The sequence below is a fragment of the Tardiphaga sp. 37S4 genome, assembly GCF_021044645.1.
In the GTDB taxonomy this organism is placed as follows: domain Bacteria; phylum Pseudomonadota; class Alphaproteobacteria; order Rhizobiales; family Xanthobacteraceae; genus Tardiphaga; species Tardiphaga robiniae.
The window spans coordinates 5,594,762-5,607,950 of record NZ_CP088008.1 but is presented as its reverse complement, the minus strand read 5'-3'; the positions used below and the strand labels follow the sequence as shown (position 1 = coordinate 5,607,950).

Genomic DNA, 13,189 nt, shown 5'->3' with positions numbered 1-13,189 from the left:
CTAGCTCACCAAACCTTCCGCGGCTTCAGTTCACCTGACGTTTTTCCAGCTTTCGTGCCAGCGTGCGGCGATGCATGCCGAGGCGGCGCGCCGTCTCCGAAATGTTGAAATCGCTCTCCACCAGCGTCTGGTGGATGCGTTCCCATTCCAGCGTCTTGATCGAGGTCGGACGTTCCGTGAGCGCCACTTGCACATCGCCGGTCGCCTTCTGGAACGCTTCCTCAATATCGTCGGTGTTCGAAGGCTTGGCGAGGTAATGACACGCGCCGAGCTTGATCGCCTCCACCGCCGTGGCAATGCTGGCATAGCCGGTGAGCACTACGATCAGCATCTCAGGGCTCAGCGCATGCAGCGCCTCGACGCAGGCCAGGCCCGAGGCTCCGCCGAGCTTGAGATCGACCACCGCATAGCCCGGCACCTTGTCGCCGAGCACCTCGGTCAAGGTCTCGAAGCCCTCGGAATGCAGCACGGTGTAACCGCGACGCTCGAACGATCGCTTCAGCGTGCGCGCGAAACCCTCGTCATCCTCGACAATGACCAGCAGACGTTCATCCGACATGTTTGCGCGCTCCAACCGCGAGGGCGGACAACGGAAGTGACAACGACACCAGGGCGCCGCCCACGGGCCGGTTCTCCGCCACTACTGTGCCGCCCAGTTTGCGGACAGCATTGACCACCAGAAACAGACCGAGCCCGCGCCCGGACTGGCCTTTGCTTGAATTATACGGCTTGCCGAAATTCGCCAGCATCTCCTTGGCGAAACCCGGTCCCATGTCGCTGACCTTCAGCACCAGCGAATCGCCATCGCGCTCGATAGCGAGGCGAACCCAGAGCGGGGATACCTCGTTGGCGTTATCGAGCACGTTAAAGATCATCTGCTTCAACGCCGAGTCCGACACGATCGGCATGTCCTCGCCGAACCGATTCTCATAGACCAGCGTGTTGATCGAGCGCGCACCGCGCCAGTCCTCGACCAGTTCGCCGAAGAAACCATTGACGGTCGTCACAACCGGCGCCTCGCCGCGCATGTCGCCGGCCGACATCAGAATGCCAGTGACGATCGATTTACATCGCTGCACATCGGCCTGCATTTCCGCGATCTCTTCCATTAGCTCCGGATTGCCTGCCAGTTCCGGCATCCGGCGCCAGTCGCTCAGGATCACCGACAGCGACGCCAGCGGCGTACCGAGTTCATGCGCAGCGCCGGAGGCGAGCAGGCCCATGCGCACGATATGATCTTCCTCCGCGGCCTGCTGACGCAGCGCTGCTAGACCCTCGTCGCGCTCGCGCAGGTTTTCTGCAATGCGCGTCATGAAAACGACGATCAGCGCCGCGTCGAGCACGAAACAGATCAACATGCCGATAATGTGCAGCTCGAACAGATCGTCGCGCAGCGCTTCCGGTAGCGCCAGCGGGCGATGAAATACAATCAGTCCGGCGAAGCACAGACAGGCAACAACAACGACGACCCAGGTCGAGCGACCATTTAGCAACATCGCCCCGAGCGTAACCTGCAGGAGATAGAGCGATATGAATGGATTTGTGGCGCCGCCGCTCAGATAAAGCTGGGCGGTCAGCGCCGCGACGTCGAGCAGCAAAAGCAGGAGCAGTTCGCGGTCACGCGCGTCGGTCTGCTGGCGCAGCCACTCCTGGCTGATGACGTTCAGGAATACTGAGCCGCACAGGACCATGACCATGGCCATCAGCGGTAGCGAAATGCCCATCACCAGATGCACGAAGCCGATGGTCAGGACCTGCCCGACTACTGCGATCCAGCGCAACTGGATCAGCAGATTGATGTTCTTAATATTGGTGGTCTCGTCGAGCGGCAGAGCCGTGACTGCAACGGGTGTGGTGACACCCGTCGCGTCGACTGGTGATCCGGCAACCGCACTGACGCCTGTGACGTCTGGTGTGCCCACCTTGCTCTCTGCTCCCAAACCCGGCATCTCGCCCCGTCAGCTTGATCGGCCAGCCTCAATCGGACCGGCGCATCATCCAAGACGTCATACGCGAGGTAGTGATTTTTTCCGAATCCGCCACTCGTCGTAAGCGACGAACAGGACACCGCCGGCCAGCATCAAAGCGAGGCCGAACCAGGTGATGGCATAGACCACGTGGTTGTTCGGGAAGGCGATCACGGTCAGGCCGCCATGGGGCTGACCCGGTGCGTCCAGCGCGGCATTGGAATCGATGAAATAGGGGGCGACGGCGCCGAGCGTCTGGCTGGCGGCAATCGCCTCGACGTCGCGGGAATACCAGCGCTGGGCAGCGGGATCATTTGAGCGCAGGAACCCGCCCTTCGGTTCGGTGACGCGCAACAGGCCCGTCACCAACACCAGCGTCGCGGGCGCCGCGAATGCGTCGGCTTTGCGCTCGTCCGGGCTGACGAAGCCCCGATTCACCAGCACAGCGTATCCGGCCTCGGTGCGCAGCGGCGTCAGCACCCAGAAACCGGCGCCGAGATCCGAGACAGCCTGCACCAGAGTATCGGCGCCCGGCACAAACCGCCCGGTGACGCTGACGCGACGATATTCATCGTCATTGCGATTGATCGCAGGCCACGCCGCAGGCCCGGGTGCAGCTTCGGGCGCGGCGTGGCTGCGCTGATCGACACGTGCGATCAGATCCAGTTTCCAGGCGCGGCGTTCGACCTGCCAGATGCCCAGCGCGGTCAATCCCGCGATACCGAGCAGTGCCAGCAGGCCCAGCACCATGAGGGTTGTCGCGCTACGTGGCGACCGCCCGGATTCCATTTTCGATTCAGACGACTCCTGTCTGGCCGGGCGGCCTACGACGATCCCGTCGTTGGCGCGCGCCGTGGCCATCAGGGCATATTCCTCATGTCGTGAACCGGCATCATGTTGACGTTGAGGTGGTACATCACCCAGAGCGAACCGCTCAGCGCAATCACGACGATGATGATCGTGAAGATCAGCGCCATCATGGTCCAGCCGGCATCCGACGTCGTGTTCATGTGCAGGAAGTAGACCATGTGAACCACGATCTGCACCACAGCGAACGCAACGACGATCGCGATGGTCCAGTTCTTGTTCTCGATCGCGCCCGTCATCACCAGCCAGAATGGAATGGCGGTAAGGATGACCGAGAGGACGAAGCCAGTCATATACGACTTGAACGAACCATGGTCGCGGCCGTCATCGTGGCCGTGGTCATCGTGACCATGTCCGTGCGCGGCATGTGCATCGGCGCTCATCGCAGCACTCCCAGCAGATAAACAAAGGTGAAGACGCCGATCCAGACGACGTCGAGGAAATGCCAGAACATGCTCAGGCACATCAACCGCCGCTGGTTCGCCTCGATCAGGCCGAAACGGGCGACCTGCACCATCAGCGTCACCAGCCAGATGATGCCGAAGGTGACGTGCAGGCCGTGGGTGCCTACCAGCGTGAAGAAGGACGACAGGAAGGCGCTCCGCCAGGGGCCAGCACCTTCGTGGATCATGTGATGGAACTCATAGAGTTCGATGCAGAGGAACGCGAGGCCGAACAGGCCGGTGATGCCGAGCCACATTTGGGTCGACTTCACTCTGCCCTTCATCATTTCCAGCATCGCGAAGCCGTAGGTGATCGACGAGAACAGCAGCATCGCGGTATTGAGCGCGACGAGCTTGAGGTCGAACAAATCCTTCGGCCCCGGCCCCGCGGCATAGCTACCGCCGAGCACGCCGAAGGTAGCAAACAGCATCGCGAAGATGAGGCAATCGCTCATCAGGTAGAGCCAGAAGCCCAGCATGGTGCTGGAACCGGCCGGATGATCGTGTTCATCGACGACGTAGAAGACCGGCACTTCAGTGCCGTTTATCGTTTGGGTCGGTACGTTCATGACGCGGCCTGCACTGCGAGAAGTTTCGTACGCTCGCCTTCGGTACGGATGACGTCCTCCAACGGAATGTGGAAGTCACGGTTGTAGTTGAAGGTATGGAAGATCGCGACGCCGACGATGGCAACGAAGCTCAGGGCCGCGAGCCACCACATGTACCAGATCAGGGCGAAGCCCATCGCCGTGGCCAAGATCGAGAGGATCACGCCGGTGCCGGTGTTCTTCGGCATATGGATCGGCCTGAAGCCCTCCAGCGGGCGCGTATAACCGCGGCGCTTCATGTCCCACCACGAGTCATTGTCGTGAATGACCGGGGTGAAAGCGAAGTTGTAATCCGGCGGCGGCGACGACGTTGCCCATTCCAGCGTGCGCCCGTTCCAGGGATCGCCCGTGGTATCGCGCAGCTTCTCGCGATTCCAGATGCTGACGGCGATCTGGACGAGGAAAGCACCGATGCCGATCGCGATCAGAACCGCACCGAAGGCGGCGATGACGAACCAGATCTGCAGCGACGGATCGTCGAAGGTGCGCAGGCGGCGGGTGACGCCCATCAGACCAAGCACATAGAGCGGCATGAAGGCGAAGTAAAAGCCGAGGACCCAGCCCCAGAACGAGACCTTGCCCCAGAACTGATCGAGCTTGAAGCCGAAGGCCTTCGGGAACCAGAAGTTGATGGCAGCGAAGATGCCGAACACCACGCCACCGATGATCACGTTGTGGAAGTGAGCGATCAGGAACAGGCTGTTATGCAGGACGAAGTCGGCCGGCGGTACTGCGAGCAGAACGCCGGTCATGCCGCCGATCACGAAGGTCAGCATGAAGGCAATCGTCCACATCATCGGCAGTTCGAACCGGATGCGGCCGCGATACATTGTGAACAGCCAGTTGAATATCTTCGCGCCCGTCGGGATCGAGATGATCATCGTCGTGATGCCGAAGAAGGAATTCACGCTGGCGCCCGAGCCCATGGTGAAGAAGTGATGCAACCAGACCAGATAGGACAAGATCGTGATGACCAGCGTGGCGTAGACCATCGAGGTGTAGCCAAACAGCTTCTTGCCCGAGAAGGTCGAGGTCACTTCCGAGAACACGCCGAACAGCGGCAGGATCAGGATGTAAACCTCCGGATGGCCCCAGATCCAGATCAGGTTCACATACATCATCGGGTTGCCGCCGAGATCGTTCGTGAAGAAGTTGGTCCCGACGTAACGATCCAGCGAGAGCAGCGCGAGCACGGCGGTCAGGATCGGGAAGGACGCGACGATCAGGACGTTGGTGCAGAGCGAGGTCCAGGTGAAGATCGGCATCTTCATCATGGTCATGCCCGGCGCACGCATCTTCACGATGGTCGCAATCAGGTTGATGCCCGACAGCGTCGTGCCAACGCCGGCCACCTGCAGCGCCCAGATATAGTAGTCGACGCCGACATCCGGACTGTAGCCGATGTTCGATAGCGGCGGATAAGCCAGCCAGCCGGTCTTGGCGAACTCACCGACGAACAGCGACATCATGACAAGGATGGCGCCACCGGTGGTCATCCAGAAGCTGAAATTGTTCAGGAACGGGAACGACACGTCGCGCGCACCGATCTGCAGCGGCACGATGTAGTTCATCAGGCCGGTGACCAGCGGCATCGCGACGAAGAAGATCATGATCACGCCATGCGCCGTGAACACCTGATCGTAGTGATGGGCGGGCAAGAAACCTTCGGAGCCGTTGAAGGCCATGGCTTGCTGGGCGCGCATCATGATCGCGTCGGCGAAACCGCGCAGCAGCATGACGATGCCCAGCACCATATACATGATGCCGATCTTCTTGTGGTCCACGCTGGTGAACCACTCCTTCCAGAGATAGCCCCACAGCTTGAAATAGGTCAGCGCGCCGAGCAGCACGATGCCGCCGAGCGCGACCATCGCGAAAGTCGCGACCAGAATCGGCTCATGATATGGAAACGACTCAAGTGTCAGGCGGCCGAAGATGAACTTCGCAAGCCCGGTATTTGCCAGTGCGGCTGTATCAGACATTTAGATCGACCCGATCAGGTGTTGGAAGCGCGCCGCTCGGCAGGCGGCGGCGCAGGCGTGAAATTGAACGGCGCGGGGGCGGCACCCGGGCGCGCGAGACCGGCACCGGTGACCGGTGTCGGGTCGAGTGGAGTCGTCGTCGAGCGGTGATCGGCTGCTTCGCGTGCGGCCTCGGCAAGGGTACAGACGCTGGCGACGTAGTTCTTCGTCGAGCTTGTGCCGTCGAGCATCGAGATATTGTATTTCAGCGGCAGAATGTTGCGGGCGCTGGCGAGGCCGAGGCCACCCTTCGCATCCATCGCCATCATCTCGCTCATGCACATCTTGCCGGGCTGGGCGCACATGTTTAGGATCGCCTTGTAGAGGTCAGGCGCGACTTCCTTATAGAGACGAACCGGCACATTCTCGCTGGGCTTTTCGAGATCCAGATAGGCCTCGCGGCTCAGCGTCTCGTTGCTCGCCTTGGCCTTGGCGATCCAGGCATCAAAGCCGGCCTGATCGACGCCATGGAACTTGAAGCGCATGCCGGAGAAGCCGGCGCCGCTATAGTTCGCCGAAAAGCCGTCATAAACGCCAGCCTTGTTGATGACCGCGTGCAGCTTGGTTTCCATGCCGGGCATCGCATAGATCTGGCCGGCGAGCGCGGGGATATAGAAAGAGTTCATCACCGACGAAGCAGTGATCTTGAAGCGCACCGGACGATCGACCGGCGCGGCCAGTTCATTGACCGTAGCAATGCCGTATTCCGGGTAGAAGAACAGCCACTTCCAGTCGAGCGCGACGACTTCGACCTGCAGCGGCTCAAGAAGGCTCGCAGCATTGCCGGGCGCAATCCGGTCGAGCCGACGATACGGGTCTAACAGATGCGTGCTGGACCAGGTCACGGCGCCGAGACAGATTATGATGAGGAGGGGCATCGACCAGATGACGAGCTCGAGATGGGTCGAGTGATCCCAGTCCGGCTCGTATTTCGCATCAGCATTCGACTGCCGGTACTTCCAGGCGAAGAACACGATCAGGGCCATCACCGGCACGATGATCAGCAGCATCAACACCGTGGAAATGACCACGAGATCGCGTTGCTGCACTGCGATGTCACCCGCAGGATTCATCACGACGAAATTGCATCCGCCCAGCAAGGCAACCAAGGGCAGCAGAAGGAGTATCCGTAGGCGGCTCAAGGTGTTACCCATTCCATAATGTCCGTTCGCGCGCACGGTTAGGCGTATTTGCTGCAGGGCAACATTGGACAATTTGTCCAATGGTCCGAAGACGCGGTTCGCGACAAATCGTCAACCTCACGTCGCCCTTTGGGCGTCGATTGCATGACCTTCAACACACCACCGACGGATAGAAAAAATGGCGCAGACGTCATCGACGATCGAACGGGACGCACGCCTTCTGCACGCGGATGGCCACGGAGCGGTTAACCCGGGCGAGATCGCCATTGGCGTCATCATCGGCCGGACCTCCGAGTTCTTTGACTTCTTCGTCTATGCGATCGCTTCGGTGCTGGTATTTCCGAAGCTCGTCTTCCCCTATCTCGATCCGCTGACCGGCACTCTCTATTCCTTTGCGATCTTTTCGCTGGCATTCATCGCCCGCCCGATCGGCACGATGATCTTCACAGCTATCGATCGCAGCCAGGGCAAGGGCGCCAAGCTGACCATCGCGCTGTTCCTGCTCGGCGTTGCCACCGTCGCCATCGCCTTCCTGCCCGGTCACGAATCCATTGGCGTCGCATCGGCCTGGCTGCTGGCTGCTGCACGTATCGGCCAGGGCATTTCCTGGGGCGGCACCTGGGACGGCCTTGCTTCGCTCCTGGCGCTGAATGCGCCAGAAGGCAAGAAGGGCTGGTACGCCATGATCCCGCAGCTCGGCGCCCCGATCGGCCTTCTGGTGGCGAGCGCGCTGTTCGCCTTCTTCGTCGACACGCTGTCCGCTGACGACTTCCTCGACTGGGGCTGGCGCTATCCGTTCTTCGTCGCTTTCGCCATCAACGTCGTCGCTCTGTTCGCCCGCCTGCGCATGGTGGTGACGCCCGGCTACACCGAGCTGTTCGAAGCCCGTGAACTCGAGCCGTCCTCGATCACCGAGACGATTGCCCAGCAGGGCCGCACCGTGGTGATTGGCGCCTTCGCACCGCTGGCGAGCTTCGCACTGTTCCACATGGTCACAGTGTTCCCGCTCTCTTGGGTGTTCCTGTTCACCCGCGAAGCACCCGGCCGCTTCCTGATCGTCGAATGTATCGGCGCCGTGTTCGGCATCATCGCTATGATCGTGTCGGGCTATGTCGCCGACAAGGTCGGTCGCCGCACGCTGCTGACCGGTTCGGCGATTGCCATCGCGGTATTCAGCGGCTTCGCACCGCAGATGCTGGACGGCGGCATCGTCGGCGAACTGGCCTTCATGGTGACCGGCTTCATCCTGCTCGGCCTGTCGCTCGGTCAGTCGTCGGGCTCGGTCGCATCGAGCTTCTCGAAGCGCTTCCGCTACACCGGTTCGGCGCTCACCACCGACCTTGCCTGGCTGTTCGGCGCCGGCTTCGCACCATTCGTGGCGCTGGTGATGTCGAGCCGCTTCGGCCTGTCCTCGTCGGGCGTGTATCTGCTGTCGGGCGCGGTCGTGACCCTGCTTGCGATCTCGATCAACCGGCAGTTCGCCAGCCGCGACGCCTCGGCGATCCAGCCGTAAGCAACACTGCCGCTGAAGAAAGAGCCCCGGTTCTGAGCAGAACCGGGGCTCTTTCTTTTTGTTTTGACTCGTTTCCCTGACGCGAACCGGCATCTACTTCGCTAATGCGACAGCGGCACATCATCCTGATGCAGGATGCGTTCGGCGGCGCCCTGCAGATCGTCATACTGGCCTGATTTCAGCGACCACAGGAACGCCGCGAGGCCGCACAGGCCAAGCCCGATGGCGATCGGAATCAGATAGAAATAGTCTGTCATTCCGCCGGCTCCATTCTGACCGCCATTCGCGGCGTTGATGCGCTCGCGCCCTGAGACTTGTCGGACTTGCCGCGGCCACGCAGCCGCAGCGCGTTGGCCACCACAACGATGGACGAACCGGACATCGCAATCGCGGCAACTAGCGGCGTGACGTGACCCATGATCGCGATCGGCACCGCAATGAGATTGTAGCCGACTGCCAGAGCGAGATTCTGCCGCACGAGATGCCCGGCCTCGCGCGAGACCGCGATTGCCTGAGACACCGCGGACAGGTCCTCGCGCAAGAAGACGAGATCTGCCGCGTTGCGCCCGACATCGGCAGCCGATGCCGGCGCCATCGACGCATGCGCGGCCATCAGCGCCGGCGTGTCGTTGAGACCGTCGCCAACCATCAGCACCTTCTTGCCGGCGGATGCCAGCTCGGCCACATGCGCCGCCTTGCCGCCCGGCAGCACGCCGGCGAAATATGGCACGCCCATGCCTGCAGCGAGTGTCCGCACCGGCGTCTCGCGATCGCCCGAGACAACCTCGACTGACAGTCCGTCGCGCTTCAATGCGCCGACCGTTTCAGCCGCGCCCGCACGCAACCGATCCTCGAAGCGGAAATCCGCCACGCATTGTCCATCGCGCGACAACACGACGGAAGAGCCATCGAGATCCATACCGCTGGTATCGGTGAGGGCCCATTCCGGCCGCCCGAGGCGCAGCACGCTGCCGCCGAGACGCGCTTCCATGCCGCAGCCCGGATGTTCGGAGACATCATCGAGCGCAATCGAGGCCTGCACCGTCGGAACGGCCGCGGCGAGCGCACGCGAATAGGGATGCCGCGAATATGCGGCGACCGCGCTGGCCAGCGCCAGCGTTGCGGGCGCGATCGTTTCCGCATTGACGACACGGGGATTGCCGAGCGTTAGCGTCCCCGTTTTGTCGAACACCACAGTATCGATCTCGGCGAGACGCTCCAGCGCCCCGCCATCCTTGATCATGATGCCGCTCTCAAACAGCCGCCGCGCAGCAACCACCTGCACCATCGGCACCGCGAGGCCAAGCGCGCAGGGACAGGTGATGATTAGCACCGCCACCGCAATGGTGATCGCGCGATGCACGTCGCCCGACACGATGAGCCAGCCGACCAGCGTGATAGCCGCGGTGAGATGCACCACCGGCGCATAAAGCCCGGCCGCACGATCGGCGATGCGGCGATAGACCGAACGGCCCTGCTCTGCGGCTTCCATCATCCGCAGCATTTCCGCGAGGAACGACTCGTTGGCCGAGGCTGTCGCCGTGATGATCAGAGGCCCTGTGAGATTCAGCGTACCCGCGCGCAGCACTGAACCCGGCAGTGCCGGCTGCGGCACGCTCTCACCGGTGACCAGCGAGACATCGAGTTCCGACAGACCCTTGGTCACCTGCGAATCGACCGGCACGCGCTCGCCGGCAGCAAGCATGATGGTCATACCCACAGTGATTTCACCGACCGGCAGATAGATCTGCGCACCGTCACTCTGCAGAACCAGCGCACCGCGCGCCGCCAGGCGTGCGAGCCCCTTCACCGCGACACGCGCGCGCTCGCGCATCATGTGATCGAGGGTGCGGCCGATCAGCAGGAAGAACAGTAGCGACACCGACGCATCGAAATAGGCATGCGGACCATGGATCGCAGTCTCATACAGGCTCATGCCGAAGGCCAGCAACACGCCGAGCGAGATTGGCACATCCATATTGGTGCGACCGTGACGCAGTGCCTGCCAGGCCGAGCGAAAGAATACCCGGCCGGAATAGATCAGCGTCGGCAGCGCGATCAGCGCAGAGATACCGTGGAACAGATCGCGCGTCGCGGGCTCGGCACCGGACCACACCGAGACCGATAGCAACATGATGTTGCTGGCCGCAAAGCCCGATACCGCGAGCGCACGGATCAGTTCCGACAGCGTCGTATCCGTGGCATCGCCGTCGACCTCGAACAGATGCGCTTCATAGCTGACTTTGCGCAGCGTTTCGATGAAAGGCGGCGGTGCGGCATCGGCGCGCCATTTGATGGTGACGCGCTTGGTCGAGAGATTCACCCGCGCCCATGTTACGCCGTCAAGCGCACCAAGCGCTTGTTCGACCGTGCGGATACAGGCGCCGCAGTGAACGTCCGGCACCGAGAGATCGGTCTGCCTCAAACCGCCGGCAATGGTACGGCTGACCAGCAGGACTTCGCGCGGATCCGGCGCCGCCAGTATGGCCAATTCTGCTCCTGAGCCACAGCAACTCATCGGAGACCTCGCTTCTCAGTTCGGGCCGGGCACCTCGACACCCGGCTTCATCGCCACATAGGCGTGCCATGTCCCGTGACCGAGCACGGGAAACACGACGATCATACCGAGCAGGCCGGTCATGACATTGATCAAGAACAAAGCCAGCGCGATTCCCGCCCAGGTCAGCATGACCGGCAGATTGGCCCAGACCATCCCCATGCTCGTGCCCATGGCGGTGAGCGCATCGACGCGCTCGTTGAGCAGCATGGGAATGGCGAACACGCTGATCGCAAACGAGAATGCCGCGAAGATGCCGCCGACCGCGGTGCCGGCGATCAGCATCGCCCACCCGATGGGTGTGGTGAACAGCATGGAAGCGACGCCATCGAGGCCGGGAAACGGGTTCATGCCGAAAAACAGCGCGTAGATGATCACCGCGGCGCGGATCCAGACCAACATCAGCGAGCACAACAAGAGGCCCGCGAATAGCAACTGCCCGCCCGACTTCGGCCGGACGAGAATCATCTGCAACAGCGAGACACGCTCATGGGCGGCGATCCGGCGACTCTTCTCATAGAGTCCGATGGCGAGTACCGGCCCGACCACCATGAAGCCGGCAAAGGCCGGAAACAGGATGTAGTCCCAGCCAAAGGCGAACAACCCGCCGACCAGGACGACCGAGACCGCGAAAACCAGCACGCCATAGCTGAGGCTCACCGACGGGATAATTGTCAGATCGCGCCAGCCGGCTTTGAGCCAGTCAAAGGCGACGGATGGCGCGACATGGCGATTCCACGACACCGAGGGCGGCAGCGGAGGGGCAACGGCTGGAAGAGTCATCTTCGACCTCGCAATCTCAATGACGCGGCGTGCATGACGAGGACGCCGCACTGAATTGGCCGGCTTCCGCGACACTGGCGCCGCGCTTGACGTGATCGATACAGTCGGGCTGCGACGAGAACGCCACATAGACCATGTGCGCATTGGCCATCAGCACCAGTAGCAGACCGGCAGCAATCGCCATCCAGACCCAGACCTTCGCGTTGACGTGCTTCATCGCTGCTACATTCATGGCCCGGCAGCCCTGAGGTTGACGAGATAGAGCGCGAGGATCTTGCGATCGAGCGCCGACAGTCGCGAATCCCAGCTCGGCATATGACCTTGCCGGCCACCCCAGACAGTCGTGAAGACCGACTGGGTGTCACCGCTATAGATCCAGAAATTGTCACGCAGGTTCGGCGCACCAAGTTCGATATTGCCGGTCGCGTTCTCGCCGTGGCAGGCGACGCAATTGTCGGTGAACACCGCCTTGCCGCTGGCGAGCTTCGCGGGCGCGATCGCCTTGGCCACCGCGGGATTCGACAGGCTGCGGACATAGTCGACGACATCGTCGATCTGCTCGCGCTTCAACATCCCGTCACGGCCGAAGGCCGGCATCTGCGAGGTCCGCGAGTCCTTGTGCGGCGAATTGATGCCAACGCGGATCGTCTCGGCGATCGCATCGGGCGTGCCGCCCCACAGGAAGGCCTGCGACACCAGCGTTGGAAAGCCGTTGCCGCCCTCGGCGGTGCGGCCATGACAGGCCGCACAATTATCGCCGAACAAAGTTGCGCCGGTCTGCCGCACGATCTTCATCAACTTCGGATCGGCCTGGATAGCTTCGAAGCTTTCGGTCTCGATCAGCTTGCTCCACTTGGCGCGGTCCGAGGCCGCGTCCTTGATCTGCTTGGCCACGACGTTGCGCTGGTCGATCCCGAGCAGGCCCTTGGTATAGGTCACGCCGAGCGGCCAGGCCGGCATCAGGATCCAGTACACGACCGAATAGAGAAAGGTCGCCCAGAGGAAGAAGACCACCGCACGCGGCACCGGCGTGTTCAGTTCCTTGATGCCATTCCATTCGTGACCGGTGGTGAGATAACCGGAGACGGGGTCGCGTTCCTCTACTGCCATCGCTTCGCCTCGTATGGCTTGTCCTCAACGGAAGGATCAAGGATCGACTGCGCCGCAGAGTCGAACGACTTTTTGTTCTTCGGCCAATAGGCATAGACCACCACGCCAACAGACATGGCGATCAGATAGAACAGCCCGAAGGACTTCGCGAACCAGACGGTGGCCTCGTGCTCCATCG

At 61.8% G+C, this 13,189-nt stretch carries 14 protein-coding genes; 1 reads left to right on the top strand and 13 read right to left on the bottom strand.

Features of this window, described 5'->3' with window-relative positions:
- Positions 1–25: 25 nt before the first annotated feature.
- From LPB73_RS26640 to cyoA, 7 genes are all read right to left on the bottom strand, one after another.
- On the bottom strand, positions 26–559 hold the full coding sequence (locus LPB73_RS26640) for a response regulator transcription factor (protein ID WP_231078731.1): 534 nt from the start codon (positions 557–559) through the stop codon (positions 26–28).
- Entirely contained in the window at positions 549–1,832 is a 1,284-nt protein-coding gene (locus LPB73_RS26635) for an ATP-binding protein (protein WP_231081259.1), read from the bottom strand. Before LPB73_RS26635 ends, LPB73_RS26640 begins: the two co-directional genes overlap by 11 nt.
- A 174-nt stretch (positions 1,833–2,006) precedes the next feature.
- Complete coding sequence (locus tag LPB73_RS26630) at positions 2,007–2,717, bottom strand: SURF1 family protein (RefSeq protein ID WP_305801563.1); 711 nt, start codon at positions 2,715–2,717, stop codon at positions 2,007–2,009.
- Between the two features lie 110 nt (positions 2,718–2,827).
- On the bottom strand, positions 2,828–3,217 hold the full coding sequence (gene cyoD, locus LPB73_RS26625) for a cytochrome o ubiquinol oxidase subunit IV (RefSeq protein WP_093757703.1): 390 nt from the start codon (positions 3,215–3,217) through the stop codon (positions 2,828–2,830).
- On the bottom strand, positions 3,214–3,846 hold the full coding sequence (cyoC, locus tag LPB73_RS26620) for a cytochrome o ubiquinol oxidase subunit III (protein ID WP_089263389.1): 633 nt from the start codon (positions 3,844–3,846) through the stop codon (positions 3,214–3,216). The genes cyoD and cyoC overlap by 4 nt, the downstream gene beginning before the upstream one ends.
- Entirely contained in the window at positions 3,843–5,867 is a 2,025-nt protein-coding gene (gene cyoB, locus LPB73_RS26615; RefSeq protein ID WP_231078730.1) for a cytochrome o ubiquinol oxidase subunit I, read from the bottom strand. The genes cyoC and cyoB overlap by 4 nt, the downstream gene beginning before the upstream one ends.
- Before the next feature lie 14 nt (positions 5,868–5,881).
- A complete protein-coding gene (gene cyoA, locus LPB73_RS26610; RefSeq protein WP_414716917.1) occupies positions 5,882–7,048 on the bottom strand; it encodes a ubiquinol oxidase subunit II in 1,167 nt (388 codons plus the stop codon).
- Positions 7,049–7,226: 178 nt separating this feature from the next.
- Here cyoA and LPB73_RS26605 point away from each other — a divergent pair, with 178 nt between their 5' ends.
- Complete coding sequence (locus tag LPB73_RS26605; protein ID WP_089263383.1) at positions 7,227–8,561, top strand: MFS transporter; 1,335 nt, start codon at positions 7,227–7,229, stop codon at positions 8,559–8,561.
- Between the two features lie 101 nt (positions 8,562–8,662).
- On the opposite strand, the gene ccoS is transcribed toward LPB73_RS26605, so the two are convergent.
- From ccoS to LPB73_RS26575, 6 genes are read right to left on the bottom strand one after another with little or no spacing between them, the layout of a single operon-like run.
- Positions 8,663–8,818: a cbb3-type cytochrome oxidase assembly protein CcoS gene (gene ccoS / locus LPB73_RS26600; RefSeq protein ID WP_089263381.1), complete on the bottom strand. Its 156-nt coding sequence runs from the start codon at positions 8,816–8,818 to the stop codon at positions 8,663–8,665.
- Positions 8,815–11,079 (bottom strand): cation-translocating P-type ATPase, encoded by a 2,265-nt coding sequence (locus LPB73_RS26595; RefSeq protein ID WP_231078728.1) that lies wholly within the window; start codon positions 11,077–11,079, stop codon positions 8,815–8,817. The genes ccoS and LPB73_RS26595 overlap by 4 nt, the downstream gene beginning before the upstream one ends.
- A 15-nt stretch (positions 11,080–11,094) precedes the next feature.
- Positions 11,095–11,901 (bottom strand): DUF2189 domain-containing protein, encoded by an 807-nt coding sequence (locus tag LPB73_RS26590; RefSeq protein ID WP_231078727.1) that lies wholly within the window; start codon positions 11,899–11,901, stop codon positions 11,095–11,097.
- A gap of 16 nt (positions 11,902–11,917) precedes the next feature.
- Positions 11,918–12,133, bottom strand: a complete 216-nt coding sequence (locus tag LPB73_RS26585) for a hypothetical protein (protein ID WP_231078726.1) — start codon at positions 12,131–12,133, stop codon at positions 11,918–11,920.
- A complete protein-coding gene (gene ccoP / locus LPB73_RS26580) occupies positions 12,130–13,011 on the bottom strand; it encodes a cytochrome-c oxidase, cbb3-type subunit III (RefSeq protein ID WP_231078725.1) in 882 nt (293 codons plus the stop codon). The genes LPB73_RS26585 and ccoP overlap by 4 nt, the downstream gene beginning before the upstream one ends.
- A complete protein-coding gene (locus LPB73_RS26575) occupies positions 13,002–13,187 on the bottom strand; it encodes a cbb3-type cytochrome oxidase subunit 3 (protein WP_374725588.1) in 186 nt (61 codons plus the stop codon). The genes ccoP and LPB73_RS26575 overlap by 10 nt, the downstream gene beginning before the upstream one ends.
- Positions 13,188–13,189 lie beyond the last annotated feature (2 nt).

Coding starts and splice junctions, on each gene's coding strand:
- LPB73_RS26595 (WP_231078728.1), bottom strand. CDS start 11,079: ATGAGTTGCTGTGGCTCAGGAGCAGAATTGGCCATACTGGCGGCGCCG.
- LPB73_RS26575 (WP_374725588.1), bottom strand. CDS start 13,187: ATGGAGCACGAGGCCACCGTCTGGTTCGCGAAGTCCTTCGGGCTGTTC.
- cyoD (WP_093757703.1), bottom strand. CDS start 3,217: ATGAGCGCCGATGCACATGCCGCGCACGGACATGGTCACGATGACCAC.
- ccoS (WP_089263381.1), bottom strand. CDS start 8,818: ATGACAGACTATTTCTATCTGATTCCGATCGCCATCGGGCTTGGCCTG.
- LPB73_RS26590 (WP_231078727.1), bottom strand. CDS start 11,901: ATGACTCTTCCAGCCGTTGCCCCTCCGCTGCCGCCCTCGGTGTCGTGG.
- LPB73_RS26630 (WP_305801563.1), bottom strand. CDS start 2,717: ATGGTGCTGGGCCTGCTGGCACTGCTCGGTATCGCGGGATTGACCGCG.
- LPB73_RS26640 (WP_231078731.1), bottom strand. CDS start 559: ATGTCGGATGAACGTCTGCTGGTCATTGTCGAGGATGACGAGGGTTTC.
- LPB73_RS26605 (WP_089263383.1), top strand. CDS start 7,227: ATGGCGCAGACGTCATCGACGATCGAACGGGACGCACGCCTTCTGCAC.
- LPB73_RS26585 (WP_231078726.1), bottom strand. CDS start 12,133: ATGAATGTAGCAGCGATGAAGCACGTCAACGCGAAGGTCTGGGTCTGG.
- ccoP (WP_231078725.1), bottom strand. CDS start 13,011: ATGGCAGTAGAGGAACGCGACCCCGTCTCCGGTTATCTCACCACCGGT.
- cyoC (WP_089263389.1), bottom strand. CDS start 3,846: ATGAACGTACCGACCCAAACGATAAACGGCACTGAAGTGCCGGTCTTC.
- cyoB (WP_231078730.1), bottom strand. CDS start 5,867: ATGTCTGATACAGCCGCACTGGCAAATACCGGGCTTGCGAAGTTCATC.